Genomic DNA, 25,492 nt, shown 5'->3' with positions numbered 1-25,492 from the left:
ATGGACGAAAAGGCAGCACAGGCGCCAACGGGCGCTCCCGGCTCGATGCCTCCGGCCATCGTGGTGATGGGCGTCGCCGGCTGCGGCAAGTCGGCCGTCGGTATTGCACTGGCGGCCGCGCTGGGCGTTACCTTTATCGAGGGCGACAGGCTGCACCCGCCGGAAAACGTCGCACGCATGGCTAGCGGCGAGCCGCTCACCGATCAACTGCGTGAAGGTTGGCTTGACGCGATCGGCGAGCGCATCGCGGGATCGGTGGGGCAGGGCGAAGGCGTGGTTGCCGCCTGCTCGGCGCTGAAGCGCGGCTATCGCGCGCGCTTGAGCGGCTTCTGCCCGGAGATCGTCTTCCTCTATCTGGAGATCGACCCTGCCACGGCCAGGCGGCGTGTCGGCAGCCGCAAGGGCCATTTCATGCCGGCAAGCCTCGTCGACAGCCAGTTCGCCATCCTCGAGCCGCCGACAGCGGATGAGAAGGCCTTGACGCTCGATGCGACCCGCTCGGTCAGCGAACTCGTCGCTGCCGGCGTCCACCGGCTACGCCGGTCATGAACCTTCATCATCAGTGCCGATACCGGTGCTGTCCTGAGCCTCGGTCAGCCGCTGCCGACGGGACCATTTCAGCATCTGCTCGGGGTAGAGCTTCAGCGCCTCCAGCAAGCGGTCGCGCTTGAGCAGGATGTAGTGTGCCTGCACGGCCATGTTCTTGGCTCCAGCCCTGATCGTATCCGTTGCCGGGGTGACGGACGCCTCCGGCGCCAGCGCAGGGCTGAGCACGGCCCGGTATTGCCTGAAGGGAACCACTTCGAAGGTCGACATGGCAAACAGGGCGGTCCTGCCCCTGGCCGCGAAATTCGCCGGCGCCGAGGCGAGGTGGGTCCAGCCGGTCTCGCCCATGGCGGCCTCCGTGAAGGTGGAGCCGGCATGGACGGTGTTGGTCATCGTCACCACGCCATTCTGCTTCAGGATCTTCTGGATGCGGATGGTGACTTGATAGGCATCGTCGCGATCAAAGGCGACCCGGCTTTTCAGGAACCGGTTCTCGACATTGACCAGCGGCGGGTTGAGGAAACGCAGGCCGAAGGCGCTTTCGGAAATACCGTGGGTGTTGACGCTCACCTGATGCGCCTCGATACCGGCCTCGTACAAAGCACGCTTGCCGATGATGGTCTGGGCGATGAATTGATCGCACCAGAGGATGGCGCCGTGGCCGCGCTGCAAAGCCGACCGCAGCCCGTCCAACCCCTCCAGCCGGATCGTCGGCGACCAGCGGCCAGCCACTAGATGCGCGGCGAGCTGCAGGCGGCGGCGATGGCGGGCCGCCAGCAACCCCTCGAATAGCTGGCGCGCATCGATGCCTTCGCCAAGCACAGCGCGCGTGGCGGCAGCGTAAGCGGGAAATTCCTTGCGCATATGGCGCTTCAGGCGAAACCTCGACACGCGGCCGCAGATCGGTGCCCACCAGCGCACCGGCAGTGCCGCTGCCACCATGAGATAGAAGACGGACAGCAGGCTTTCGCGAAGGTCCCTGTTCGAAAAGCGGCGAAGCCTGCCGGGGTGAACTGGCTTGCGGCTGAAGAAGCGCACATCCTCGGCTCGTTCCGGAACGAAGATGTCGGCGATGATTTCAGTGCGAAAGCTTGCGGCCGATGGCAGCTTATGGGCGGCCTTGCGGGATTTCGCGAACCACCACAGCCTCATCGGTCCAGCCCGTTCTTCGACCCCGCTTTACTGCGTCGGCATGGGCCGCGCAAGCTTACGATAGCGAGCGGCAGCCGGTGGTTTAGATCTGCGACGTCAGTTCGACCGGGAAATCGTCATTGTCGGCATCGCGCATGGCGGCGAGGCTGCGATTGTCCAGCACTTCGGCGATCGCCTGCCGCACCTCGAGCATCATGTGCCGGACCTGGCAGGTCGCCTCGTCGCAGTCGTCACAGCGCTGATACTGCGTGCGGCTGGCGCAGGGGATCGGCGCCAGCGGCCCGTCAAGCACGCGCACGACATGGCCGATCTTGATTTCGGAGGCCGGCCGGGCGAGGCGATAGCCGCCTTCCTTACCCTTGCGGCTCTGGACGAAGCCGGCATTGCGCAACTCGCCCAGGATGGCATCGAGGAATTTCTTCGGGATGTTGTTGGCCACCGCGATGTCGTTGACGAAGGCCAACTGGCCGACCGGCAGGCCGGACAGATGCACGAGGGCCTTGAGGCCGTATTTGCCTTTTTTTGTCAGCATGCCCAGATCAACCCATTGAAGCCCCAACCATTCGCATCTGGCGACTGTTTGTGTGCAAATAATGACGTTTTCGCCGCGCGATGATATTTCGCGAAAACAGGCCGCCGAATGGCACGTTAGGCACAAACGCGTTGATTCTTTGTAACGTTTTGCACGGATGCTGCCGATATTCCGCTGAAAACCGGGTTGCCGGCGCACAAAACGAAAAAGCCGGCAAAAGCGCCGGCTTTTTCGTCTGCTCTGGATGTTGCTGCCGTCAGCGGCTGCCGTAGGTCTGGTCGAGCAGGCCGCCGGCGGCGAAATGCTCCTTCTGCACCTTGTCCCAGCCGCCAAAGACATCTTCGACCGTCAGCAGGCGGACATCGGGAAACTGGGCTTTGTATTTGGCTTCCACTGCCGCATCGCGAACCCGCGTGCCGTTCTGGGCGAGGATGTCCTGGCCCTCCGGCGTGTAGAGGAAGTCGAGATAGGTCTTGGCCAGATCGCGCGTGCCATGCTCGTCGGCGACCTTGTCGACGATCGCGACCGGGAATTCGGCCAGCAGGCTGACCGAGGGCGTGACCTGCTCGAACTTGTCGTCGCCATACTCCTTGCGGATGCCGCGCGTCTCCGATTCGAAGGTGATCAGCACGTCACCGATCTCGCGCTGCACGAAGGTGGTGGTAGCGGCACGGCCGCCGGTGTCGAAGATCGGCACGTTGTTGAACAGCTTGGTGATGAACTCCTTCACCTTGGCGTCGTCGCCCTTGAAGGCTTCCTTGGCGTAGGCGGTGGCCGCCAGATAGGTGTAGCGCGCATTGCCTGATGTTTTAGGGTTGGGGAAGATCACCTGCACGTCGTCGCGCACGAGATCGTTCCAGTCCTTGATGTGCTTGGGGTTGCCGGCGCGCACCAGGAAGGACGGCAGCGAATAGAAGGGGGAGGCGTTGTCGGGAAAATCCTTCTGCCAGTCGCCCGAGACGAGGCCCTTCTTGACCAGGAAGTCGATGTCGGTGACCTGGTTGAAGGTGACGACATCGGCGCCAAGGCCTTCGGCGATGGCGCGCGCCTGCGCCGAAGTGCCGGCATGCGACTGGTCGACCGTGACGCCCGGATGCCGCGCGATGAAGGCCTTGTTGACCTGCACGAATAGTTCGCGACCGACATCATAGGACGCGTTGAGCAATTTGTCGGCCGACCAAGCTTGGGAGGATGCCAGGAGCAGGCCGGCGACGGTAGCGACGCCCAGGAAAAAACGCTTCATGAAAACAGCTCCGGATGCAATGAGTTTATGGTCGAACCATAGCTGCGGCGCAGGGCGCGCGACGAGGCACGTCTTGTAGCCGCGTGACCTTTCGGTGAGAAAATGTATCATCGAAATGGACGATTCTTGGAATCTCGTTCCACGTCGAGTCCCCTTATGCCTTGGTTTTTCCGATGCTTGCGTCGTAGCATTTTTTGACATATACAAATGGCATATACAATGAGTTGCGATCATGCCCCGGAACCGCCATTCAACGACACCGCCGAAAGAAGCAAAGCTGTTTCGCAACAACCGCAGCCAGGCGGTGCGCATTCCTGTCGAGTTCGAGCTTCCCGGCGAAAAGGTCTTGATCAGCCGTGAAGGCGATCGCTTGGTCATCGAGCCGGTCCGCAAAGCCGGCCTCACCGCGCTGCTCGCCCAGTGGGCGAAAGAGCCGCCGCTCGCTCCTGAGGACGACTTCCCCGAGATCGACGACACGCCGGTCAAATCGGAGGACATTTTCTAGATGCGGTTCATGCTGGATACGAACATTATCAGCGACATGATCCGAAACCCGGCTGGCAAGGCCGCGAGTGCAATGGTGCGCGAGGGAGACGCCGCCGTGTGCACCAGCATCGTGGTCGCCTCGGAATTGCGATATGGCTGCGCCAAAAAGGGATCGGCCAAGTTGCTCAAGAAGGTCGAGCAATTGCTGGCCGAGATTCCTATCCTGCCGCTCGATGTGCCGGTGGATGTCGAATACGGCGCTCTTCGTGCCGAGCTTGAAGCCGCGGGCCAGACCATTGGCCACAACGATCTTTTTATTGCCGCTCATGCCTGTGCATTGGGCACCACGCTAGTGACCGCCAACACGGGAGAGTTCACCCGGATCAGGAACCTGAAGGTCGAAAACTGGCTGGCTTGAAGCGCATCGCGCTTTAAACCGTGGTTTTGCACATGTCGTTATCCCAAAACCGCGGCGCACTTTGGGCGACATGCATTAGGGCCCGATCTCGGATCAGGCAGCTGGGAAAAGCTTCCAGCGGCCGGGGCGGAACGCCACCCGGCTCTTCTGCGCCGCTGGGTGATTGACTGGCAGTTCGATTTCGACCCGCTGGCGCTCGCCACCGATCTCGAGTTCCACGCGACGCGTGCCGGCGACGCGACGGCTGGCGGCGACCGTGCCGGCGATGCAGCCGCTGCAGCCGTCCAGCAATTCGACATCGTGCGGGCGGAAGTAAAGCGTCGCATCGCCCGAGGGCTCGTTGGGCGCGGCAAGCCCGATCGGGCGGTCGGCGAGCCAGATCTCGCCATTTTCGACCTTGACGGGAAGTGAGCTCGATTCACCGATGAAGCCGTAGACGAAGGGCGAGTTCGGCGTGTCGTAGATGTCGTCGGCGGTGCCGACCTGCTCTATGCGGCCCTGGCTCATCACCACGACGCGGTCGGCAAGCTCCAGTGCCTCTTCCTGGTCGTGGGTGACGAAGACGGTTGTGTGGCCGGTGGCGTCGTGGATTTCGCGCAGCCAGCGGCGCAACTCCCGGCGCACCTGCGCATCGAGGGCGCCGAACGGCTCGTCGAGCAGCAGCACCTTGGGTTCGATGGCCATGGCGCGGGCCAGTGCCACGCGCTGGCGCTGGCCGCCGGAGAGCTGTGCCGGATAGCGCTTCTCCAGGCCCGAAAGCTGGACGAGATCGAGAAGCTCGGAGGCACGGCGGCGGATCTCCTGCGCCGGCGGGCGCGACGGCCCGTGCCGGACCTTCAGGCCGAAGCCGATATTGTCGGCCACCGTCATGTGCCGGAACAGCGCATAGTGCTGGAAGACGAAGCCGACATTGCGGTCCTGGATCGACTTTTGCGAGGCGTCCTCGTCGCCGAAGAAGATATTTCCCCGCGTCGGCCGCTCCAGCCCTGCGATCAGCCTGAGCAGCGTCGTCTTGCCGGACCCGGACGGACCCAGCAACGCGATCAGCTCGCCCGACTTGATGTCGAGCGATACGTCGTGAAGCGCCGGAAACCGGTCAAATTCCTTGCGCACGTTGGCAACGCGGACTTCCATCTACTGAACCCTCTAGTGTCCGCGCGTGGCGGCGATCTCGGCGCCGTAGCGCATCTCGAGAATTGTTTTCAAGACCAGCGTCACGAGCGCCAGGCCCGCAAGCAATGAAGCGACGGCGAAGGCGCCGACGGCGTTGTACTCGTTATAGAGGATTTCGACATGCAGCGGCATTGTGTTGGTCAGGCCGCGTATGTGGCCCGACACCACCGACACCGCGCCGAACTCGCCCATGGCCCGCGCATTGCACAAAAGCACGCCATAGAGCAGCCCCCATTTGACATTGGGCAAGGTCACGTACCAGAAGGTCTGCCAGCCATTCGCGCCAAGCGAAAGGGCTGCTTCCTCGTCGCCATTGCCCTGTTCCTGCATCAGCGGGATCAACTCGCGGGCGACGAAGGGAAAGGTGACAAAGACGGTGGCCAGCACGATGCCCGGCACGGCAAACAGGATGACGATGCCATGCGCTTTCAGCCAGCCGCCGAGCAGACCCTGGGCGCCGAACAAAAGCACATAGACAAGGCCCGATATGACCGGCGAGACCGAGAAAGGCAGGTCGATCAGCGTGGTCAGGAAGGCCTTGCCCTTGAACTCGAACTTGGCAATCGCCCAGGCGGCGGAGATGCCGAAGACGATGTTGAGCGGCACCGAAATCGCCGCCACCAGCAGGGTCAGCCGGATCGCCGAGCGCGTGTCGGCGTCACTCAGCGATTGCGTATAGGCACTGACGCCTTTTGCCAGCGCCTCGTGGAAGAGGACGATCAGCGGCAGGAGCAGAAAGATGCCAAGGAAAGCGAAGACGAAAGCCATCAGGATGGCTTGCGCCGGCCGGCTCTCGGTCACCGCCGCCGAGCGGCTCTCATGATAGGGTTGGTAGGATTTGATCTCGGGATCAGCCATAGCGCTTGCGACTCCATGACTGTGCGAGATTGACGATCAAAAGCATCAAGAACGACAAAAACAGCATGACCGCCGCGATCGCGGTCGCTGCCGGATAATTGTATTCCTCCAGGCGGATGACGATCAGAAGCGGCGCGATCTCGGATTTGTAAGGCAAATTGCCGGCGATGAAGATGACCGAGCCGTATTCGCCAACGCCGCGCGCGAAGGCCAGCGAAAAGCCGGTGATGATGGCCGGCGCCAGGCCCGGAAACAGGATGCGGGTGATGATCTGGAAGCGGCTGGCGCCAAGCGTGGCGGCGGCTTCCTCCACCTCCTTGTCAATCTCCTCCATGATCGGCTGCACCGTGCGCACGACGAAGGGCAGGCCGATGAAGACCAGCGCAATGACGATGCCAAGTGGCGTGTAGGCGACCTTGATGCCAAGCGGCATCAGCAATTTGCCGATCCAGCCGTTCGGCGCGTAGAGCGTGGTCAGCGCAATGCCGGCTACTGCCGTCGGCAAGGCGAAGGGAAGGTCGACCATGGCATCGACGATGCGGCGGCCGGGAAAGCGATAGCGCACCAGCACCCAGGCGACGAGCGTGCCGAAGACGACGTTGACGGCAGCCGCGATGAAGGCGGTGCCGAAGCTGATTTCCAGCGCGTTGACGGTGCGACGGTCGGTTGCGATTGCCCAGAACTCGGGCCAGCCAAGGGCGGCCGAGCGCCAGATCAGCCCGGACAGCGGGATGAGGATGATGAGGGTGAGGTAGGCAAGCGAGAAGCCGAGCGTCAATCCGAAACCCGGAATGACACTCGGCTGTCTGAACCGCCACCCCGCCTGCGCGGGTGCTGTGGTCATAGCGTCCTGATCTAGATTTAGCTCACTGGGCCGGCTTGTAGATCTGGTCGAATATACCACCATCGCCGAAATGATAAGGCTGCGCCTTCTTCCAGCCGCCAAAAAGCGGATCGTCGATGGAGATCAGCTTGATATCAGGTGTCTTGGGCAGATCCGCCGGCGCCACAAGTTCGGGCTTGGCCGGACGATAGTGGTTCTTGGCGATGATCGTCTGCGCTTCCTTGGAATAGAGCCAGCCCAGATAGGCTTCGGCGACCTTGCGCGTGCCCTTGGCGTCGACATTGGCGTCGACAATCGCCACCGGCGGCTCGGCCAGGATCGATGTCGGCGGGTAGACTATGTCGAAATTGTCGGCGCCGAATTCGTCGAGTGCCAGATAGGCATCGTTTTCCCAGCCGATCAGCACATCGCCGATGCCCTTTTGCGCGAAGGTCACGGTCGAGCCGCGCGCGCCGGTGTCGAGCACCGGGGCATTGGCGTAAAGCTTGCCGACGAATTCCTTGTTCTTGGCCTCGTCACCGCCATCATGGGCGTTGGCGTAGGCCCAGGCGGCGAGATAGTTCCAGCGTGCGCCGCCGGAGGTCTTGGGATTGGGCGTGATCACCTGGACGCCGTCCCTGACGAGGTCGCTCCAGTCGTGGATGCCCTTGGGATTGCCCTTGCGGACAAGGAAGATGATGGTCGAGGTGTAAGGTGCTGAATTGTTTTCGAATTCGGTGCGCCAGTCAGGGTTGATCTTCTTCGATTTCGAGACGATGGCGTTGATGTCGCCTTCGAGCGCCAGTGTCACCACGTCGGCGTCGAGGCCGTCGATCACGGCGCGGGCCTGGGCGCCCGATCCGCCATGCGACTGCTGGACGGTGACCGTCTCGCCGGTCTCGGCTTTCCAATGGGCGACGAAGGCTTCGTCATAGGCCCTGTAGAGCTCGCGTGTCGGATCGTAGGACACGTTGAGAATGGTGGTGTCGGCAAACGCGAAACCGAGCGTGCCGAACTGGACAGATGTGGCGACCAGTGCGCCGAGCAGTTTCCTGAAATGAGGTTTGGTCATTTCTGCCTCCGTTGAACCCACGGCAAATCTACCGAATTGGTAGAAATTAGATGCATTGAATGTTGCCTTTTTTGCCCCTCTGGAGAAAATAGTCGACGATCCTTCGCGGCATGGAGAAATATTTTCCTCCTGTGTCTCCGGGAGAAATCCTGCCGGCCATCCAACCTATTTAGAGATGAGCAGTGCCGAGGCAAGGCCGTGTGGAATTTAGTCCGGCGCCTCAATCGGCGGTGATGGGAAAATCGAAACGCTCCTTGGCGAACGGTTCGTTCGCCAGCGTGAAGTGCCACCATTCGCGTGCATAGTTCTTGAAACCGCCGGTGCGCATGGCGTCGACAAGCATCTTGCGGTTTGACACTGCTTCACCGGCGAGGCCGCGGTGGGCGGTTTCGCTCGTCGGGTCAAAGCAGTCGAAACCGGTGCCGAAATCGAGCGTATCGGCATTGACTGCGCCACAGGCTGGGTTCGGGCTGGCCCTGCGATCCGTCCGGGCGATGGCGACGTCGACGGTTGAACCACGCGAATGGGTCGATTGTTCTCCGACATAGCCCTTGGCGATCAGATCGCCTCGCTGGACCTTCGGATGCCATTGCGGATCGGGTGGCCCGCCTTGTCTCGTCCATTCGCCCATGTCGGCGACGGCGCGGGCAGGGCGGTAGCAGTCGAACACGACCAGCGTCAGGCTTTTGACGGCGATCGCCTTCTGGACACGGCTGAGTGCCTCTGCCGCCTGCTCGGTGAGGATGCAGGCCGGCGCGTCATAGCCGATCACCTTCCGATGCAGGAAATTGTCCGATCCGGCGTATCGGATGTCCTGGCGGATCGAGGGGTCGATATCGGCGAGCCGGACGAAGCCGGCGGGCAGGGTGTCGGCCGAAGCGGGTAGAGGGATTGCCACGACAAGAATCATTGCTGCCAGCGCTGAGGCTATCAACGATCGATTGCGCCTCGGAACAGGCATAGGTGAGTATCCTGCTATCTGCCGAGCGCCCGGAAAGCCAATTCGATGAATCGCTTGGCTCGGTCTATTCGACAAAAACCTTCACGCTCGCCGCGCGTCCCGCGGCGTCGATCACGGTCAGCGTCGAATAGCCGGCGCCATCGGGTTGCCAGGTCGCGGTGCGGCGACGATCGATGCCGGCGAGCGGTTTGCCGTTGGCCAGCCAGCGGAACGGCGCGCGGCCGCCTTGCAGCTTCAGCACCAGCGGCGAGGTCTCGGCAGAGCTGGTGCCGAGATCGACGCGGGCGCCGTCGGGCGGGAAGACGATTGTCGGCGCGGGTTCGGTCACTGTTGCCTGCACCAGGCCGTCGGCCCCGGCACCGAAGCGAGCGAGCGTCACCGGCAGATCCTCGCGCCTGGGGCTGAACACGCCGGGCGGCTTGCCCGGCAACGGCACGATGGCCAGGCCCGAGCGGACAAAACCCTCGAAGAGGATGGGAGCGGCCGAGACATAGCCGGACAGGCCCGGCACCGCTCCGGCGTCGGGGCGGCCGACCCAGACACCCAGCACATAGCGGCCGTCGAAGCCGACCGACCAGGCGTCGCGATAGCCGTAGGAGGTGCCGGTCTTGTAGGCGATGCCGCGCTGCGAGGCCCCCTCGGGCGGCTTGACGCCCGACAGAATGTCGATGATCTGCCAGTTGGCCTGACCGTCGAGAATGGTGGCGGTGGTGCGCTCGGCATTGGCAGGCTCGGTGCCGTCATGCAGCGTGTGCGTCTTGCCGCCATTCGCGAGCCCTGTGTAGAGCTGGACGAGGTCGCGTAGTGTTATCCCGACGCCACCGAGGCCGATGGCCAGGCCCGGCGCCTCGTTGACCGGCAGCACGGGGACGACGCCAGCCTGGCGGAAGCGCGCCATCAGGCGCGTTGGTCCGACCGCGTCGAGCACGCGGATCGCCGGCACGTTGAGCGACAGTTGCAGCGCTTGCCGGATGCTGACGTCGCCCTGATAGCCCATGTCGAAATTCTTCGGCCGGTAGCCGGAGAAATCGACAGGGCTGTCATCGATCAGCGTTTCCTGCGCCACCAGCCCCTGTTCGAAGGCAAGACCGTAGATGAACGGCTTCAGCGTCGATCCGGGCGAGCGGACGATCTTGGTCATGTCGATCCAGCCGGAGCGGCTGGCGTCGAAAAAATTGGCCGAGCCGACTTCGCCGAGAATGTCGCCGGTGCGGGAGTCGGCCAGCACCATGGCGACCGATAGGCGAGGCCCGAGCTTGGCGGCCGCATCCCTCGCCACCTGCTCCAGCCCTTCCTGGACGCTCTTGCGGATCGTCAGCTGCAAGGGCTGGCCGGGGACGGCCTTGGGCAGCATCGCATAGGCGGCGTGCGCGGCGAGCGTCGGCAGCGTGCGGCGCAGGCCCGCCACATCGTCGAGGGCGGCGCGTGCGGCCTCATGCTCGCCGAGCAGGCCGGAGGACACCATGCGGGTCAGCACCCGGTCGCGGGCGGCGTGGGCGATTTTCAGGTTGCGGTCGGGCCGGCGCTTTTCCGGCAGCTGCGGCAAAGCGACGAGCAGGGCGGCCTCGGAGACTGTGAGCCGCTTCGGCTCCTTGCCGAAATAGGCGAGGGACGCTGCGCGGACGCCTTCCAGATTGCCGCCATAAGGGGCCAGCGTCAGGTAGCGCTCGAGGATCTCGCGCTTGGACAGCCGCCGCTCGATTTGGATGGCGCGCAGCATCTGCTTGATCTTGGAGCCGAGGCTGCGGCTTTCGCGCGGCTCCATCAGCCGGGCAAGCTGCATCGACAGGGTCGAGCCGCCGGAGACGATGTGGCCGCTGGTGGCGAACTGGCCGGCAGCACGGGCCAGCGCCAGCACGTCGACGCCTTCATGATCCCAGAAACGCTTGTCCTCGTAGGTGACCAGCATGTCGACGAATTGCATGTCGACCTGGTCGAGCCGGGTTTCCAGCCGCCAGTAACCGTCCGGCGTGGCGAAGGCGCGCAGCAGCTGGCCGTCGCGGTCCTGGACTTCGGTGGAGACCGTGAGTTCGGCCGGCAGCGGGGGCGGGAAGGCGCGGTCGAATTCCCAGAGAGTAGCGGCAGAGAGAGCGAGAATGCCAGTGCAGGAAGCTGCGGCAATGGCGGCGCGACGGAGGTGTTTTCTTGAAAGCATGGCGCTGCCCTCATTGCCCTGCCGGGCATTTCTCCCCGTATAGAGACGGGGAGAAAGGGGCCTGCATTGAGGCTTTCGCCGACTTGCCACGTTTCAGAACGGGTGCCGACGATCGCGACAGCACCCTTCTCCCCGTCTCTATACGAGGAGAAGGTGCCGGCAGGCGGATGAGGGGCAGCGCCATCGTCCTAATCATGATCGTCACCAAGGCGCCTTACGGCGCCTTGATCTCCATCATGCCGGTGGCGGTGCGGGCCGAATATTGCGGCCGGTACATGTCTTCCACCGTTGCCGCCGGATGCGCATAGGTGCCAGGTGTCACCGCGCGCACGACATAGGCGAGGGTCAAATTGTGGTCGTGGTCGCCGTCGGCCGGGTTGAACGCCGCGACGAAACGGTCGTCGCGGAATTCGAGATGGGCCGCATCGGTCTGCGCCAGCCACGAGAAGTTCGTCAACTGGGCGCTGGAGACCAGGCCGGGGTTGTCGATCTCGAAGCCGGCTGGCAACAGGTCGGTGATCAGCAGGCGCGACGGCCATTTGTTCTGCTCGTTGACCTTGAGCACAACGACATAGCGTTCGTTCTGCGTCGCCTCGGTGACATTGGCTTCGGTGCCATCGAGCTTGTAGTAGGTGCGAGCGATGGTGAAGCCGTCGCCGCCGGCCGGCAAGGGCTGGATCGGCGACGCCACGGCGGTGACGACGGCCTGCAGCGGAGTCTTGCCGGTGTTAGCGATGGTCAGCGGGCTGTCTATCAGGTCACTGCCGTCGACCTGATTGGAATAGCCGCCGGAGTGCGCGGCGCCATTGACGGCCAGCGTGATCGAATCATTGCCTTCCTTCAGCGCGCGGGCCGCCAGCAGCATCCAGGATTCGTCCTGGGTGCTGGTCCAGCGGGCTTCGGCGCGTTCCCTAGTCACCAGCTTGATCAGTTCCGGCACGATCGTCGGCACCGGCTTCGATTCCGCCGCAAGCGCCAGCATCGACGCACCGTCACGCAGCCGCGAGCCGTAGTCGGAGCGGTAGTAGTCGTAGTCGGTGGTCGACTTGGCGAGTTGCAGGGCGGTCTTGAACGTCGCTTCGGCGCGCGGCGTATCGCCGTAGAGCGCCAGGCTCGCCGCCAGCTGGGCAACGGCCATCGGGCTCGAGAAAGCTTCGAGCTGGGTGTCCGCGTAGTAGCGCAGATCGCCGATCGAGGCCTTCTTGTTGCGGGCCAGCACATAGAGGGCATAGGCAATCTCGCTGCCACGGTCCTGTACGCTCTGGTCGTAGCCGAGCGAGTTCTGCAAATTGCTCAACGCCTGGTTCATGGCCAGGCTCGGCACGTCGTATTTCTGCTCGCGCGCCCTGGTCAGGAAGTCGGTGACATAGGCATCGAGCCATAGATCGCCGGAGCCCGGACCCCATAGGCCGAAGCTGCCGGCCGAGGCCTGGTAGCTCAGAACCTTGTAGATGGCGTCCTGGATGCGGCCGTGGATATCGGGATCGCTGGCCATGCCGATGCCGGATGCCAGCTCATTGACGTAGAGAAGCGGCATGGCGCGGCTGGTGGTCTGCTCGGCGCAACCATAGGGGTAGCGGTCGAGCGTCATCAGCAGCGACGGCACGTCGAAGGCGGCAGCTTGGGTAACGCCGACGCTTACGGAAGCGCCATCGAGCAGGCTTGCCGCCAGCAGTTCCTTGTCGACGCGCAGCGCGCCGCCATTGCCTTTGAGGTCGACCACCAGGCGGGTGGTGACCGGCAATTGCGCCGGACGCACCGGCACATAGAGCGTCTGCTCGACCTTGGTGCCATCGGCATGGGCGAGCTTGATGGTAAGCGAGGCATTGCCGGCCGTCCGTGCGATCAGCGGCACGGTCAGTGTCTGCCGCTTGCCCTGGGCGAGCGTCAGCTTCTGGGGCAGGGGCTTGTCGCCCGTCGACAGGTCGCCCGTCGTTTCGATCGACAGCGCATAGTCGCCGGCGGGGCCATCGGTGTCGGCGACATCGAGGCGCATGACGGCGGCGTCACCAGGCGCCAGGAAGCGCGGCAGGCCGGCGGTGATCACGACGGGATCGCGCACGATGACGTCGGACTGGGAATGGCCGACCGCATCCTTGGTCCAGGCGACAGCCATGACGCGCACGGTGCCGTTGAACTGCGGAATGTCGAAGTCGATCCGTGCCTTGCCGTCGGCGTCAAGCTCGACGGGACCGGAGAAGAAGGCGACCAGCTTTTCTGTCGGCGGGCTGCCCTGCGCCTGCATGTTGGCGCCGTCGCCGCCGGTCCTGAGCTTGCCGGTGTTGCCTAGCGAGCCGTCGATCAGGCGACCGTAGATGTCGCGGATTTCCATACCCAGCATGCGCTGGCCGAAGAACCAGTTCTCCGGATCCGGCGCCTTGTAGTTGGTCAGGTTGAGGATGCCGACATCGACGGCGGCAACCATGACATAGGCATTGCTGCCCGCCTGCACGCCGGCCACGGAAACCGGGATCGACAGCTGCTGGCGCGGCATGGTCTTGTCCGGCGGCGTCAGGGTGATGGCGAGCTTCTTCGAGCCCGGATCGACCTTCAGCCATTTCACGCCGATAGCGCGGGCTGGCATGCGCGTTTCCTGCGCCTCGCCCGGCCGGAACAGGGTTGCCGTGACATAGGCGCCGGCGCCCCAGTCGTCGCCGACCGGAATATCGATGGTGCTGCCGCCAGCGGGCACTGACGCCGTGACGGTCTTCAACAGCTTGTCGGAACCGATGTTGATGAGAAGTTCGCCGGCAAAATGCGGCGACACTTTCAGCTTGGCCACTTCGCCGGCGGCATAGCTGTCCTTGTCGAGGGCGATCTCGAGGCCATCAGGCGTTTCGGTGGTGGTCGACGAGACATACCAGCCGGCATCGAACTCGTAGCTGGTCGCCGGTCCTTCTGGATCGGCGGTTTCAACCTCGAGCCGGTATTGGCCCCAGTCGACCGGCACGGAGACGGTTGCATCGCCATCGGCGCTGAGGTCGATCTGGCCGTTGGCGATCGACTTGGTGAAGGTGACCGGCTCGTAGTTCCAGGAATTGTTGGAGCGGTACCACTGGTAATTGCGTTCGACCTTGACCAGCGTCCATTGCGCGCCTTTCAGCGCCTCACGCTTGCCGTCGGGATCGACGGCAATCAGGCTGAACTTCGCCGTGCCGCCTTGCGGCACTTCATTGTCGGCGAAGTCAGGGCGGATGCCGATCATATGGCCTTGCGGGCGGATGCCGATGTTGAGCGAACGTTCGATGGCACGGCCGCCGGTTTCACGCATCCTGACCGTCACCTTGGCGTCGACCAGCTTGGTGGTCGAGGGCAGCTGCTCGACGGAGACCGGGAAGGTCACCTTGCCGTCATCGCCAACCACCGGCAGATCGGCGAAAGGGGTGACCGTGGGTTCCGCCGACTGCTCGTCGGCAAGGCCGAAGGAAAAGCCCTGGAAACGGTCCCAATCGCGCGAGGTCGACAGCGTCAACTCGCCTTCCAGCGCCAGGCCCGCCGCCGGCGCGCCGTAGAGGAAGCGGCCGTCAATGTTGATGTTGGCGGTTTCGCCCTGCGCGATCTCCTGCTTGTCGGCCTTCATGTCGAATTCGATGCGATCCGGCACGAAATCCTCGACCAGGAACATCTGGCTGGCCACCGCCGCCTGCTTGGGATCGGTATGGATCGACACCGACCAGGTGCCGCGCATGGCGTTGGGTTCGAGCGGCAGGTCGACGGCATGGCCGCCGGCAGAGGCGCCGTCGCTGACGATGCGGCGGTCCTCGACGCCGTCTGGACGCGAGAAGATGAAGGTCAGCGGCAGGTTTTCGACCGCCTTGGCGGCGCCGTCGCGGGCAAGGGCCGCGACATGAACATACTCGCCAGCGCGGTAAATACCACGTTCGGTCCAGGCATAGACGTCGAGCGCGCCTGGCGCCGCGCGCCCGGTGACGCCGCGGTCGGACAGGTCGAAGCCGGCCCGGCCCATGTCGAGGAAGACGAAATCATCGTCGCCCTGCTTGGCCATCAGCACGGCCGGCACCATGCCGCCGTCGCCGCGCGTCAGGCCGGGGTTGAAGACGGCGTGGCCATCGGCATCCGATGTCGCCGTGCCGAGAACCTCGTTGTTCCTGGCAACCAGGGTCAGTTCGGCGCCTGCTATCGGCTTGGCACTGCGCAGCGAACGGGCAAAGACATTGAGCCCGTCCTGGCCGGTATAAGTCGACAGGCCGATGTCGGAGACGACGAACCATTGCGTGGCCATGGAATTATAGTCGTCGCTGTTGTCGTTGACGGCCTGGGCGGTCAGCACATAGACGCCGGGCTTGCGCTGCGGCAGCGCTTCGTCGACCGGGAAGGAGGTGGTGACCTCCTTGTTGAGATCGTTGGCGATGTCGAGCTGGCCTTGCCAGACCGGCGCGCCCATCTGCTCGGAAATGTTGGAGATGTCATAGCCGTCGAGCTGGTGCAGGAACTGGTAGCCCGACAGAAGCTGCGCCAACGAACGGTCGCCGATGCGATAGAGCTTCATCTCGGCGGCGTTCATGTTGACGGTGACGACCGGAATGCCGCGGCGCGCGCCGGCCGGCAGTACGAAGCTGTCACCGGTGAAGCGGGCGGACGGTGCGCGGTCCTGGACATAGATCGACAGCACCACGGGGGCCGCGGTCACTTCACCAATGGCCGCCGGGAGGCCGGCGCGGAAGGTGACGTCGTAATGCTGGCCGTGCTCCAGCCCTTCGACGCAGATCTGTTTGTCCTTGGCCTCGACGCCCTTGGGCGGCGCGTTGTCGACGGTGACGAACTGCGCATAGTCGACGCCGGTCTTGACCAGATCCTCGGAGAACTGCGCGCAGATGCGCGGCGCGCTGGTGTCGGCATCGACGGTGTGGTCGATGACGCGGAAACCCTTGCGGGCTTTGAGATCGGCATAATCGGCCTGGACGGCCGGCGAAGGGTTCAAGGCAAGGCTTGACTCATATGCCTGCAGGGCCGGCCGGTAGAGGTCGCGCTTGTCGAGGCCGTTGCCGAGCAGCGCGAGCACTTCGGCGCGCGTCTTGGTGGTGCGCAGCAACTTGTAGGCATTGAAAGCGGCAGAGGTGCCGTTTGCCGGCAAAGTGGAGGCATCTGAGGTGTTGGCGGCGGGCTGCACTGCCAGCGTTTCACGCGCCAGGTTGAGCCAAAGCTGGCCATCGTCGGGCAGCACCGAGACCGCGGCCTCGTATTTCAGCATGGCGGAGCGATGATCGCCGGTCAGCACGGCCTGTTCGGCGGCGTTCATCAGGGCCGCCATGCCCTCGGTCGGTTTGTCATAGGCCGGGCCGAGCAACTTGTTGCGGTATTGCTGGGCCTGATCGGCCATCCAGTTGGGGAAGAAGGCGAGTTCAGGCGGCGCGCCGATATCGGGATCGCCATCGATGTTGACGACCTTGCCGGCGACCGCGCCGCTGAACGATTTCAGCTGGTTGTAGTCGGATTTGAGGAAGCACCATTTGGCTTTTTTGTTGTAGGTGAAGGCGCGGCAGGCTGGATCGCCCAGACATGTCGTCTTGCACTGGTCGAGCGTGACGTTCTGGTCGGATCTGAGATCAAAGCCGAAATAATCGGAATTGTCCGTCGTCGCTATTCGTCGGGACTCAGTCGCTTGCGCGATACCGCTCCAGGCTAAGACATTGGCCAAGGCAAAAAACAGAAGAATCAGGACCGATAGACCACGAGCCGCGCGCATTGCCATAGCACCCCTCCAGACACAGCTAACGTCCAGGCATGATCAAGCTTCAGTCGGGCTTGTCAACACAAGGACGCGGCAGGTTCCGCCTGCCAACGGTTTCCTTTCCGGCCGATGGCCGGTAGTACCTCCATAGGACAGGGGATCACGCTTTCTTGCGGCAACGCAAAAGGTGTGAATTCCAAGCCCGTCCTATTTCAGACAATTGGATTGTGGCCCCTTTACGAGCGCTTCAGAACTTCATTCCAATTTTAGTTTTATAACCTAGGTTGTCTTAATGCCGGCGCATGAAGAGCAGATGTCAGGAGGTGGCACGCCAGGGCGTGTGCTTCCGCGCGCCCTGCTCTTGGCCATGATGTGCTTGGGCGCGCTTGTCGCCGAATCGCGGCCGGCGGCGGCTTTCGAGCTTTTCGGCATCAAGCTGTGGGGATCGTCCAGCGACGAGGATGCCGACATCGTCGATCCCATGCGCTACGCCGTCACCATCAATGCCCCCGACGCCGACAAGGATCTCGTCAAGAAGCTCGAAAACACCTCGACACTGAAAAGTGACGAGGAACGTCCGGTTTCCGGTTCGCTCGGGCTGATGGCCAAGGCGCGCGGCGATCGCGAACAGCTTGTCGCCGCGCTCTATGCCGATGCTCGCTACGAAGGCGTCGTCACCGTCACCATCGAGGGCAAGCCGCTCGACGATTTGCCGCCGGACGCCGAATTCAAGGGGCCGCAGCCGGTCCCGGTGGTCATCGATATCGCCAGCGGGCCGAAATTCACATTGGGCAATATCAAGCTGGAAGGCGACGCGGCTGGGCTGATGAGCGCCGATTATGGCCTGATATCAGGCGGCGACGCCGGGTCCGGCGCGGTGCTCAAGGCGGAGGCGCTGATCGTGCGGACGCTGAAAGAGCAAGGCAGGCCGCTGGCCAAGGTTACGGACCGCCAGATTGTCGCCGACCATGCGACTTCGACGCTGGACGTGACGCTGACGGTCGCGGCCGGGCCGGTCGCCGGCTACGGCCCCACCACGGTGGAAGGTACCGAGAAGGTCGACCGCGACTTCACCGAATACATGACCGGCCTCAAGCGCGGCCGGCAATACTCGCCGCAAGAGATCGACGACGCGCGCGACCGGCTGCTGGCGCTCGAGGTCTTCAACAGCGTGACGTTCAAGGAAGCCGACACGCTCGACGCCGACGGCAACATTCCGATCGGCGTTCAGGTCAGCGAGCGCAAACCACGCTATTTCGGGGTCGGCGGCACCTTTTCCAACACCGAGGGGCTGGGCCTGGAAGGCTATTGGGGCCACCGCAACCTGTTTGGCCGGGCCGAAAAGCTGCGCATCGACGGCAAGATCAGCGGCATCGGCAGCAACGATCTCGGCGAACTCAACTATAATGCCGGCATCATGTTCGAGAAGCCCGGCGTGATCGGGCCGGCATCGAAGTTCTTCGCCAGCGTCAAGACCGTGCTAGAACATCCTGATGCCTATGACCATTTCTCGGTCAAGGGCAGCACCGGCCTGTCCTACGAACTGACCAAGAAGCAGACGGTTTCAGCCGAGGTGGCGCTCGACTATTCCCGCATCCACGACGCTTTCGGCAAGCACAAATATCTGATCGCCAGCATTCCGCTGCAATATGTCTATGACAACAGGGACAACCGGCTGAATCCGACCAGCGGCTTCCGCGTGCTGGCCTATGCGGAGCCCAGCTACGACATTTTGAGCGGCGCGGCTTTCCTCAAGCTGAAGGGCGAGGGATCGGCCTATCAGTCGCTGGATTCGGCCTCGAAATTCGTGCTGGCCGAACGTGTCGCCATTGGTTCGATCGTCGGCACCAGCCTTGAAAATGTTCCGGCCGACCGGCGCTTCTATTCCGGCGGCGGCGGTTCGGTGCGCGGCTATGCCTATCAGGGCATCGGCCCCAAGGATTTCACCGGCCAGCCGATCGGCGGTCTGTCCTTCTTCGAGACCTCGGTCGAAATGCGCATCGCCGTCACCGACACGATCGGCATCGTGCCATTTGTCGATGCCGGCACCGTGTCGACCAAATCGTTCCCCGATTTTGCCGACGTCAAGGTCGGCGCCGGCGTCGGCCTGCGCTATGTGACGCCGTTCGGGCCACTGCGCATCGATGCGGCCGTGCCGCTCAACCGCGATCCGAGCGATCCGCATTTCGGCATCTATGCCGGCATCGGACAGGCGTTTTGACGATGAAGACGGTCTGGCGCATCTTCCGCATTGTCCTTTACACGCTGCTGATCGTGGTCGCGGGTGCGATCGGCGCCCTGGTCGTGCTGACCAAGACCGAACGCGGACGCGACAATCTCGCTGGCATCATCTCGCGCCTGGCATCGAGCGACGACCGCAAGATCACCGTCAACGGCATAGACGGCATCTGGTCCGGGGCTCTCAGCGTCGACCATGTCGTGCTGGAAGACCGCGAAGGCGCCTGGCTGGTGGCGCGCAAGGTGGCCGTCGATTGGTCGCCGCTGGCGCTGCTGTCGAAAAATTTCAGCGCCGACCGCATCGCGGCCGAGCGCATCGAACTCGCCCGGTTGCCGGTGGCCAGCACGCAGCCGGCGCGGAGCGGCGGCACGACGACGCTGCCGGGTTCGCTCGACATCCAGCAGATCGACCTGCCCGAGATCGCGCTGGGGCAAGACCTAGCCGGCAGCGGCATCGCCGAACTTGCCGCCAAGGGGATGCTCAAGGCCGACGCCGCGCCGCTGGCGTTCGAGACGACGCTCAACGTCACCCGCCATGATGGCAAGCAGGGCAATGTCGATGCCAAAATCCACTTTGCGCCGGCAGACAACAGGCTCGATCTCGACCTCAAGGCCTCGGAACCGGCAGGCGGCATCATCGCCAATCTGCTTAAATTGCCCGATACGCCGCCCGTCGACATAATCGTCTCGGGTACAGGACCGCTCGCCAACTGGAACGGCATCGGCACGTTCGCGGTCGACGGCAAGATCGTCACTCAGCTGACGGGCCGCCACCAGCTGACCGACAAGGGAAATTACATAGAGGCCGAGGGGGATGGCGATTTCGCCCGCTTCCTGCCGGAAAATTTGAAGCCGCTGTTTGCCGGCAAGACCAGCTTCGATGTCGCGGGCACCGCCACATCGGCCGGCGGTGTCAGTGTCGACCGCGCCAACATCGACAGCGATGCGGTGCATGGCACCGCCACCGGCATCGTCGATCCCGCCGGCGCCAGCGATCTTTCGGTCGAACTCGCCGCCAAGGGCCCGCCCGTGGTGATCAGCGTCGGCAGTAAGGCGCAGCCGATCACGCTGGCGATCAGCAACGCCACCGCCCGCGCGTTCGGTGACGGCAAGGCGCCGATCATCGATATCGGCGCCTCCTTCGTTTCCATCGTCGCCGGTGGTACGCGCCTGGACGATCTGGCGGCGCAGATCCATTCCGACGGTTTCGACATCCAGAACCGCGCCGGGCCGGTCACCGTCAAGCTGGGGGCGGGCGGCCTCAAGACCGACGTGGCGACACTTGCGCCCTTGATCACCGGCAAGGTCGGTGTCGATCTGGCCGGATCGATCAGCAAGGATGCCATTGCCATCGACCAGGGCACGCTGCGCTCCGACGCGCTCAACGCTTCGCTGACGGCCACCGTGGCGCTCGCCGATCTGTCGATGCAGCTCAAGATGAACGCGGATGCCGTGGCGACGGCCTTGCCGCCGCAGATTGCATCGGTGCTCGGTGCCCGCGTGAAATTCTCGGCCACCGCGACGCGCGATCCGCAAGGATCCTTCGCCGCAAACTCGATCGAATTCACCTCCGGTACACTCAGCGCCGCCGGTACGGCCAGCATGCAAGGCACCGACATCCAGGCCGACATCAAGGGCAAACTGGGCGACGTTTCCGTGCTGTCGCCGACGGTCGGCGTGCCGGTTGCCGGCGGCGTCGATTTCGCACTGTCTGCAAGCGGCGCCATGACGGCGCCGGATTTCACCGTCTCGGCCGACAGCGACAGCCTGACGGCCTCGGGCCGCACGGTGAAGAGCATCAAGCTGACGGCCAGCGGCAAGGCCGACATCACCAGCCCCGCCGCCGATGTCTCGCTGACCGGCTCCGTCAACGACCAGCCGCTCGACATCAAGGCGGCGCTGGTGACGAGCGAAGGCAAGCGTTCGATCAATGGCTTCCTGGTGTCGCTGGGCGACAACAAGGTCTCGGGCGATCTCGCGCTGGACGACAAATTCATGCCGCTCGGCACGCTGACGCTCGCGGCACCCGCTATCGACCAGTTGGCCGCGCTTGCCGGCCAGGCGGTGACGGGCGACATCGACGGCACCATCCGTTTTGCCAAGGAGGGCGACGCGCCGTCGGTCGCCATTGACGCGAAGAGCACGTCGATCGCGCGCGGCGAGGTGACGGCCAAGGCGATCACCGTCAATGCACTGATTGCCAACTATCTCAAGGCGCCGGCGATCGCTGGTTCGATCAAGGCCGACAGCGTCACCTCGGGAGCCACCGAAATCGGCGCCATCGGCGTCGACCTGAAGCGCGACGGCGACTGGACCAATTTCACCGGCGGCGCCACCATATCAGGGATTCCGGCGACCGCTGCCGGCCGGGTGAAGATCGCCGATGGCAAGACCAGCGTCGAGATCTCCTCGGGCGAAGCCACCGTTCGCGGCATCAAAGCGGCAATCGCTCAAGCCTCGACGCTGAGCATCGCCAACGGCACGACCCGCATCGAAAGACTGGCGCTCGATGTCGGGGGCGGCTCGGTGACCTTGTCCGGTACCGCTGGCCAGACGCTGGACCTCGCGGCGCAATTTTCGGCACTGCCGGCAGCGCTCGCCAATGATTTTTCGCCCGGTCTCGATGCGGTGGGCACGCTCGACGGCACGGCGCAGGTGACCGGATCGGCGGCCGCCCCCGACGTCCGTTTCAACGCGCGGCTTGCTGGCGTCGAAACCAGCCAGACCCGCCAGGCCGGGCTAGGGCCGCTCGCTGTCGACGCGGCCGGCAGCTACACCATGGCCGGCGGTGTTGTTCTCGACCATGCGACGCTGACCGGCGACAAGATTTCCGGCAAGGCGGCCGGCACCCTCAACCCGAACGGCGCCAGCGATTTCGCCCTCGACCTCGCCTCGTCCGGACCGAGCCTGCCGCTGACGCTGGGCAGCGCTGAAAGCCCGATCAAGCTCGAGCTGCAGGCGCTTTTGGTGAAGGCAGCGGGGCAGGGCACGCAGCCCCGGCTCGACATTTCGGCGACGCTGCCTTCGGTTGCCACAAAGCTGGCCAAGGTCGAAGGCGTAGCGGTCGCCCTGCATTCCGATGCCTTTGACTTGAAGACCCGCACGGGGCCGATCTCCGGCACGGTGTCGGCGGAAAAGATCGGTCTCGACAATGCGACCATCGCGCCGCTCATCGCCGGCAAGGTCACGGCCAAGGTTGCCGGCAGCCTGGCCGCGGACGCCGTCACCATCGACAGCGGCTCGGTGACGAGCGATGCGCTGAACAGTGGCTTCAACGGGCGGGTATCGCTGGCCGACGGCGCCATCGATCTCAATTTGAAAGCCGATGCCGCCTCGACGGCGCTGCCGGCGGCGGTGCGCGGCCTGCTTGCCGAACGCGCGCAACTGAGCGCTGCGCTGAAGCGTGATGCGTCGGGCAATGTCAATGTCGATGGATTGAAGCTGGCCTCGGGCGCGCTGACCGCGCAAGGGCAAGCCAGCCTTGCCGACAACAAACTCGCCGCCGACATCAAGGGTGCGCTGAGCGACATCTCGCTGCTGTCGAAAGATGCCAAGGGCGCCGTAGCCTTCGCGTTGAATGCACAGGGGTCAGCCACCGCGCCGGATTTGTCGCTGACGGTCGACAGCGACAGGCTGCTGGTGGCATCGCGCGACATCACCGCTCTGAAGCTGACCGCCACCGGCAAGGCCGATGCCGCCAATCCGGCGGCGAATGTGCAACTGACCGGCAATGTCGCCGGCCAGGCGCTGCAAGGCAGCGCGGTGCTGGCGACGGCGGACGGCAAGAGCGCCATCAACGGCCTGCTGCTGTCGCTGGGTAAGAACAGGATTTCGGGCGATCTGGCGCTGGACGAGAAGTTCGTGCCGGTCGGCACTATCGCGCTCGACCTGCCCGATATCGGGCCGCTGGCGGCACTGGCGCTGGAAAAGGCCGAAGGCGACGTGCGCGGCACGATTGCTTTTTCGAAGAATGGCCCCGCACCGCAAGTCGCGATCAAGGCGGCGACGGCATCGATTTCGCGGGGCGACCTTCAGGCGAAAGCCGTCTCTATCGATGCGCTGGTCACCAACTATCTGGCAGTACCCGTGATCTCCGGAAAGATCCGCGCCGACACCGTCACTTCAGGCGGCACCGTGATTAGCGGCATCGATGTCGACTTGAAGCGCGACGGTGACTGGACCGGCTTTTCCGGCGGCGCAACCGTCAAGGGCATTCCGGCGCGGGCCGCTGGCCGCGTGAAAGTGGCCAACGGCACGACGACCATCGAGCTTGCGTCCGGCCAGGCGACCGTCCAGGGCATCAAGGCGGCCATCGCCCAGGCCTCGACAGTCAGCATTGCCAATGGCACGACGACGCTGGACCGGCTGGTGCTCAACCTTGGCGGCGGCACCGCGACGGTGACGGGCAAGGTCGGCGCGGCGCTCGACATCAACGCGACGCTGGCGCGGGTGCCGATGTCGCTCGCCAACAGTTTCTCGGCCGGTCTCGACGCCGCCGGTTCGATTTCGGGCACGGTGAAGGTGACGGGTGCGCCGGCGAACCCCACTGTTGCCTTCAACATCGACGCGGCCGGCGTGCAGACATCGCAGACCCGAGGTGCCGGTGTCGGTGCCGTGAGCATCTCCTCGTCCGGCACTTTTGCGGCCAATAAGCTGACCTTCAATGCCAATGTCAGCGATGGCGCCGGCCTTGGCCTCAAGGGCGGCGGCACCGTGACGACGGCCGGCACGCCGGCGCTGGTGCTCGACTTCAATGGCGCCGTGCCGTTCGGCCTGCTCAGCCAGAAGCTCGCCGCGCAGGGCTTGGCGCTGTCTGGAACCGCCAATGTCAACGTGCAGGTGCGCGGTCCCGCGACGTCGCCTGTCATCGGCGGCAGCGTCAGCACCTCTGGTGCGCGCCTGGTCGATGCGCGCTCGGGCCTCGCCGTCAACGATCTCGCCGCCGATATCTCGATTTCCGGCGGCATCGCCAGGATCAACCGGCTGACCGGGACGCTGTCGACGCGCGGCAGCCTGTCGGCCAGCGGCACGGTCGGCATCAAGCCGGCGCAGGGTTTCCCGGCCGACCTGTCGATCAAGCTGGTCGACGGCCGCTATACGGATGGAAGGGTCGTGACCGCCAATCTCGGCGGCGACCTGACGGTAAAGGGACCGCTGACGTCGGCTCCGGTGATCGCCGGCACCGTCAACCTCGCCAAGACGGTGATCACGGTTCCGGACAAATTGCCGGGTTCGCTGACGGCGCTCGACGTCAAGCACAAGAACGCGCCAGGTACCGTACGGGCGCAGGACAAGGCGCTGCGGCCGCCGACGACAAGCGGCAAGGGCGGCGGCGCTGGCCTTACCCTTGATGTCACGGTCAATGCGCCGAACCAGATATTCATCCAGGGCAGGGGCGTCGATGCCGAACTCGGCGGCTCGCTCAGGCTGACCGGCCCGGCCTCGTCGCCGCAAGCGGTAGGCACCTTCACCTTGCAGCGCGGCCGGCTGACGATCCTCGGCAAGCGGCTGACCTTCACCGAAGGCACGGTTGGCTTCTCGGGCTCGCTGGTGCCCTATCTCAACCTGACGGCGACAACGACGACGACCAGCGCCACCGTCACCATAGTGGTGTCGGGCGAGGCGACCAATCCGAAATTCATCTTCTCCTCGGTGCCTGCATTGCCCGAGGACGAGGTGCTGGCGCAATTGATCTTCGGCCGCTCGATGTCGAACCTGTCGCCGCTGCAGATCGCCCAGCTTGCCGAAGCGGCAGGGCAACTGGCCGGGGTCGGCGGCTCGACGTCACTGCTGGAAAACCTGCGCAGCGCCATCGGCGTCGACGATCTCGACGTCACCACGGACGAGCAGGGCGGCACGGCGGTTTCGGCCGGCAAATACCTCAACGACCGCACCTATGTGACGATCCAGAAGGGTGACAAGCCGGGCTCGGGCAAGGCGACGATCGACCTCAATGTCGGGCGCGGCGTCAAGCTGCGCGGCGAGGCCAACGATGCCGGCGAAGCCAAGGGCGGCATCTTTTACGAAAAGGAATACTGATCTTTCGACTGGACTTTTGGCCCCACGGTGGCTCGAAAGTGGCGCTGTCCGGCCCCCGGTAAATGTCTCGGTTTAATCGACTATCGAGATTTCAGAGGAATCCG

General features: G+C 64.1%; 15 protein-coding genes. 5 read left to right on the top strand and 10 right to left on the bottom strand.

Features of this window, described 5'->3' with window-relative positions:
• Positions 1-549: a gluconokinase gene (locus tag NKG99_RS06775; protein WP_352865555.1), complete on the top strand. Its 549-nt coding sequence runs from the start codon at positions 1-3 to the stop codon at positions 547-549.
• Here NKG99_RS06775 and NKG99_RS06770 read toward each other — a convergent pair.
• The 3 genes from NKG99_RS06770 to NKG99_RS06760 all read right to left on the bottom strand — a co-directional run bounded on the left by NKG99_RS06770 (position 544) and on the right by NKG99_RS06760 (position 3,473).
• Positions 544-1,698, bottom strand: coding sequence for a hypothetical protein (locus tag NKG99_RS06770; RefSeq protein WP_352865552.1), 1,155 nt, complete (start codon positions 1,696-1,698; stop codon positions 544-546). The two genes, NKG99_RS06775 and NKG99_RS06770, sit on opposite strands and share 6 nt — an antisense overlap.
• Before the next feature lie 82 nt (positions 1,699-1,780).
• Complete coding sequence (locus tag NKG99_RS06765; RefSeq protein WP_136622569.1) at positions 1,781-2,230, bottom strand: RrF2 family transcriptional regulator; 450 nt, start codon at positions 2,228-2,230, stop codon at positions 1,781-1,783.
• Between the two features lie 256 nt (positions 2,231-2,486).
• Positions 2,487-3,473: a sulfate ABC transporter substrate-binding protein gene (locus NKG99_RS06760; RefSeq protein WP_352865550.1), complete on the bottom strand. Its 987-nt coding sequence runs from the start codon at positions 3,471-3,473 to the stop codon at positions 2,487-2,489.
• Positions 3,474-3,705: 232 nt separating this feature from the next.
• Here NKG99_RS06760 and NKG99_RS06755 point away from each other — a divergent pair, with 232 nt between their 5' ends.
• A complete protein-coding gene (locus NKG99_RS06755; RefSeq protein WP_352865548.1) occupies positions 3,706-3,978 on the top strand; it encodes an antitoxin in 273 nt (90 codons plus the stop codon).
• A complete protein-coding gene (locus tag NKG99_RS06750) occupies positions 3,979-4,377 on the top strand; it encodes a type II toxin-antitoxin system VapC family toxin (protein WP_352865545.1) in 399 nt (132 codons plus the stop codon).
• A 93-nt stretch (positions 4,378-4,470) separates the two neighbouring features.
• Here NKG99_RS06750 and NKG99_RS06745 read toward each other — a convergent pair whose 3' ends face one another.
• The 7 genes from NKG99_RS06745 to NKG99_RS06715 form a co-directional block, all read right to left on the bottom strand.
• Positions 4,471-5,511, bottom strand: a complete 1,041-nt coding sequence (locus NKG99_RS06745) for a sulfate/molybdate ABC transporter ATP-binding protein (protein ID WP_352865544.1) — start codon at positions 5,509-5,511, stop codon at positions 4,471-4,473.
• Positions 5,512-5,523: 12 nt separating this feature from the next.
• A complete protein-coding gene (cysW, locus tag NKG99_RS06740) occupies positions 5,524-6,408 on the bottom strand; it encodes a sulfate ABC transporter permease subunit CysW (RefSeq protein ID WP_352865541.1) in 885 nt (294 codons plus the stop codon).
• A complete protein-coding gene (gene cysT / locus NKG99_RS06735; RefSeq protein ID WP_352865538.1) occupies positions 6,401-7,252 on the bottom strand; it encodes a sulfate ABC transporter permease subunit CysT in 852 nt (283 codons plus the stop codon). The genes cysW and cysT overlap by 8 nt, the downstream gene beginning before the upstream one ends.
• Before the next feature lie 22 nt (positions 7,253-7,274).
• Positions 7,275-8,303 (bottom strand): sulfate ABC transporter substrate-binding protein, encoded by a 1,029-nt coding sequence (locus NKG99_RS06730; protein ID WP_352865536.1) that lies wholly within the window; start codon positions 8,301-8,303, stop codon positions 7,275-7,277.
• Positions 8,304-8,523: 220 nt separating this feature from the next.
• Entirely contained in the window at positions 8,524-9,201 is a 678-nt protein-coding gene (locus tag NKG99_RS06725) for a M15 family metallopeptidase (RefSeq protein WP_352865534.1), read from the bottom strand.
• Between the two features lie 127 nt (positions 9,202-9,328).
• Entirely contained in the window at positions 9,329-11,419 is a 2,091-nt protein-coding gene (gene pbpC / locus NKG99_RS06720; protein WP_352865532.1) for a penicillin-binding protein 1C, read from the bottom strand.
• 214 nt (positions 11,420-11,633) lie between these two features.
• A complete protein-coding gene (locus NKG99_RS06715; protein WP_352865530.1) occupies positions 11,634-17,132 on the bottom strand; it encodes an alpha-2-macroglobulin family protein in 5,499 nt (1,832 codons plus the stop codon).
• Positions 17,133-17,403: 271 nt separating this feature from the next.
• Here NKG99_RS06715 and NKG99_RS06710 point away from each other — a divergent pair, with 271 nt between their 5' ends.
• Together NKG99_RS06710 and NKG99_RS06705 are read left to right on the top strand one after the other, a co-directional pair.
• The gene (locus tag NKG99_RS06710; RefSeq protein ID WP_352865528.1) at positions 17,404-19,332 is read left to right on the top strand and encodes an autotransporter assembly complex protein TamA; all 1,929 of its coding nucleotides are present in this window, start codon (positions 17,404-17,406) and stop codon (positions 19,330-19,332) included.
• 2 nt (positions 19,333-19,334) lie between these two features.
• Entirely contained in the window at positions 19,335-25,388 is a 6,054-nt protein-coding gene (locus tag NKG99_RS06705; protein WP_352865525.1) for a translocation/assembly module TamB domain-containing protein, read from the top strand.
• Positions 25,389-25,492: the final 104 nt, after the last annotated feature.

Source organism: Mesorhizobium sp. M1409 (genome assembly GCF_040317535.1).
In the GTDB taxonomy this organism is placed as follows: domain Bacteria; phylum Pseudomonadota; class Alphaproteobacteria; order Rhizobiales; family Rhizobiaceae; genus Mesorhizobium.
The sequence above is the reverse complement of the archived record's forward strand: the minus strand, read 5'-3'. Positions and strand labels throughout refer to the sequence as shown.

What these genes read in the sequence shown, in the direction of transcription:
- NKG99_RS06775 (WP_352865555.1), top strand. Translation starts at nt 1, where the DNA reads ATGGACGAAAAGGCAGCACAGGCGCCAACGGGCGCTCCCGGCTCGATG.
- NKG99_RS06770 (WP_352865552.1), bottom strand. Translation starts at nt 1,698, where the DNA reads ATGAGGCTGTGGTGGTTCGCGAAATCCCGCAAGGCCGCCCATAAGCTG.
- NKG99_RS06765 (WP_136622569.1), bottom strand. Translation starts at nt 2,230, where the DNA reads ATGCTGACAAAAAAAGGCAAATACGGCCTCAAGGCCCTCGTGCATCTG.
- NKG99_RS06760 (WP_352865550.1), bottom strand. Translation starts at nt 3,473, where the DNA reads ATGAAGCGTTTTTTCCTGGGCGTCGCTACCGTCGCCGGCCTGCTCCTG.
- NKG99_RS06755 (WP_352865548.1), top strand. Translation starts at nt 3,706, where the DNA reads ATGCCCCGGAACCGCCATTCAACGACACCGCCGAAAGAAGCAAAGCTG.
- NKG99_RS06750 (WP_352865545.1), top strand. Translation starts at nt 3,979, where the DNA reads ATGCGGTTCATGCTGGATACGAACATTATCAGCGACATGATCCGAAAC.
- NKG99_RS06745 (WP_352865544.1), bottom strand. Translation starts at nt 5,511, where the DNA reads ATGGAAGTCCGCGTTGCCAACGTGCGCAAGGAATTTGACCGGTTTCCG.
- cysW (WP_352865541.1), bottom strand. Translation starts at nt 6,408, where the DNA reads ATGGCTGATCCCGAGATCAAATCCTACCAACCCTATCATGAGAGCCGC.
- cysT (WP_352865538.1), bottom strand. Translation starts at nt 7,252, where the DNA reads ATGACCACAGCACCCGCGCAGGCGGGGTGGCGGTTCAGACAGCCGAGT.
- NKG99_RS06730 (WP_352865536.1), bottom strand. Translation starts at nt 8,303, where the DNA reads ATGACCAAACCTCATTTCAGGAAACTGCTCGGCGCACTGGTCGCCACA.
- pbpC (WP_352865532.1), bottom strand. Translation starts at nt 11,419, where the DNA reads ATGCTTTCAAGAAAACACCTCCGTCGCGCCGCCATTGCCGCAGCTTCC.
- NKG99_RS06715 (WP_352865530.1), bottom strand. Translation starts at nt 17,132, where the DNA reads ATGGCAATGCGCGCGGCTCGTGGTCTATCGGTCCTGATTCTTCTGTTT.
- NKG99_RS06710 (WP_352865528.1), top strand. Translation starts at nt 17,404, where the DNA reads ATGCCGGCGCATGAAGAGCAGATGTCAGGAGGTGGCACGCCAGGGCGT.
- NKG99_RS06705 (WP_352865525.1), top strand. Translation starts at nt 19,335, where the DNA reads ATGAAGACGGTCTGGCGCATCTTCCGCATTGTCCTTTACACGCTGCTG.